Below are 2,238 nucleotides of genomic sequence, written 5' to 3'. Positions count from 1 at the left end.
ACTTCACCTATCTCAAGGTGATCGGCTGGGGTTGGTTCTATCTCAGCACAATCCTGGACGACTACAGCCGTTACATCTATGAGTGCCGGACGTAATCTCCCCAAAAACCGCCGTTTGAAAATTCCCCAACGTGCGCGGCTGCGCTGATTTTCGAACCTCAAATATTCGAAAATTGGCGTGGCCGGGTGAAGCAAGCTTGATGGCCCCAATGGAGAACGACGGGGGCAATCGAGTGCAGGGAATTAGGGAGATCGTTTTGATCAACGATTTACATAAACAAGGCTTGAGCATCTCAGCCATCGCCCGGAAGGTGGGCTGTGATCGCAAGACAGTTCGCAAATATCTCGAACGCGGTTTGGACGCTCCGATTTACGGTCCGCGCGCGCCGCGTGAGCGTCTGATAGATCCGTTTGAGGGTTTTCTGCGTGACCGCGTTCTTGCCTTTCCTGATTTGAGCGGCGCGCGTCTTTTGCGCGAAATCCGGGCGATGGGATATGAGGGCAGCTACACGGCTGTGACAGATTTCCTGCGGGATGTGCGTCCGTCAAAGCAAACACCGTTCGAACGCCGCTTTGAAACACCGCCTGGGCAACAGGCGCAGGTGGATTTTGCCGAGTTCAGCGTTTCCTTTACCGATGAGCCCAGCGTCACGCGCAAGGTCTGGCTGTTTTCCATCGTTCTTGGCCATTCACGCTGGCTTTGGGGTCGGTTTGTGTCCAGTCAAAACCTGCAATCGGTCATGCGTTGTCATATCGCGGCATTTGAGGCCATGGGTGGAGTGCCAGAGCACATTCTGTATGACCGGATGAAGACAGCGGTGATTGGTGAAGATGAGAGAGGAGATCAAGAAACAGACAATCCGAAAACGCCGGTTGCAGCACCAAGCCGCTGCCGCCTAAACTCTGACAGAAAGCGAACCAGAGCCTCCGATACGAAACCGCTCATGATGTCCGGAAAACTCTGACGACGGACAGCCGATCAGGGCGTTCATTGATTCGACCCCAACATCAACTGAATCGGTCTGGTCGTTAGAGTAAGCTTCCCAAGCCGTTAGGGAAATATTGAGAATGTCAAGTCCAGTACCAAGTGTCGTTGCGGACTCCTGAAGAAACCCTAAGAATGAATCTAGTTCGTCAGCCGATGCAACAATCGAACGAAACTCGTTTGGCGACATTCCATTAATTCGAGGGCCTAGGTTATCCGAATAATAGAGCTGGATCATTTCCAGCATTGGCTCTTGAATAAAAAGTTCACGATAATACGACAAATATTCTTCCGAAATCCCGAGCGCTACACCGACACCGGTCAAATAGTTGTCAAAATCATCAAGGTCCAACCCACAGATGACCCAAGCCGGGTCTAGTTCACTACATTTGGCGGGTGTAGAACCCGCTGTGATGGGATCAATGCCGAAGTTTGACCAATCAACTTCTGGCACAACAAAATCAAACTCGACGACACCTCCGGTTCCCGGAGGAGGAAGGCCGGGTAAATGGACTGGCGCCGCATCATCGTTGACAATGGTGAAGGTGGAGCGGTCCAGGTACGTGGAAACCGGATCGGAACTGTTCCGCTGAATGATCCCGGCAAAGCGCTCATTGCTTTCCACGCTGCTATCGTCGGTGATGCTGACGGTCGCGGTGCTCACGCCGAAACTGAAGTTCACTGCTCGGTTGACGATCCCGGTATAGTCACCGTTGTTGGAGTAGCCCTCGTTGGTGAGGGTTGAAAAGTAGATCGTCTCCGCAGGCAGATCGCCCGAGCGGGTGATGGTGAAGGTGATCGACCCGGCGTCCTCATCCACGCTGCCAGACACCGGCGTCATCGAGTAAGTGACCATAACAATTTCCAATCAAAATTCTCTATTCAGCGCCTAATTGGCCGCTGTTAGAGTTCTAGCTCTTCCACGATGGGCACGATCGGGTCTCGCGCCAACAGATTTTCCGAATGGTGGCGTCTCGTTTGCACTGTACAGGGTCACCCGCTACTTAGCACACCACAGCCGCCGAGGGGGCGAGTCCACCCCAACGCCGACGTGTTTCTCAGTCATATGCCAAACCCCGCGCAGGGGGCAGGTCAGTTGATGTGGCGTTGATGTAAGCGCAGGAAGGTCAACGGTACTGGAATACCATCGACTTATATATTTGATATTGTGTAGTATTTTGGTTGCGGGAGTAGGATTTGAACCTACGACCTTCAGGTTATGAGCCTGACGAGCTACCTGGCTGCTCCATCCCG

At 53.0% G+C, this 2,238-nt stretch carries 1 protein-coding gene and 1 pseudogene; one reads left to right on the top strand and one right to left on the bottom strand.

The features are described 5' to 3' along the window. Window positions 1-232 precede the first annotated feature (232 nt). Window positions 233-841 (top strand): annotated as a pseudogene (gene istA / locus MB818_RS21790) (IS21 family transposase); the annotation flags it as partial. 54 nt (window positions 842-895) lie between these two features. Here the strand turns inward: istA and MB818_RS21785 are convergent. Beyond that, the gene (locus tag MB818_RS21785) at window positions 896-1,840 is read right to left on the bottom strand and encodes a hypothetical protein (RefSeq protein WP_238906528.1); all 945 of its coding nucleotides are present in this window, start codon (window positions 1,838-1,840) and stop codon (window positions 896-898) included. Window positions 1,841-2,238 lie beyond the last annotated feature (398 nt).

This window comes from Ruegeria alba (genome assembly GCF_022321465.1).
In the GTDB taxonomy this organism is placed as follows: domain Bacteria; phylum Pseudomonadota; class Alphaproteobacteria; order Rhodobacterales; family Rhodobacteraceae; genus Ruegeria_B; species Ruegeria_B alba.
This window is presented reverse-complemented; position numbering and strand designations above follow the sequence as displayed.

Coding starts and splice junctions, on each gene's coding strand:
- MB818_RS21785 (WP_238906528.1), bottom strand. CDS start 1,840: ATGGTCACTTACTCGATGACGCCGGTGTCTGGCAGCGTGGATGAGGAC.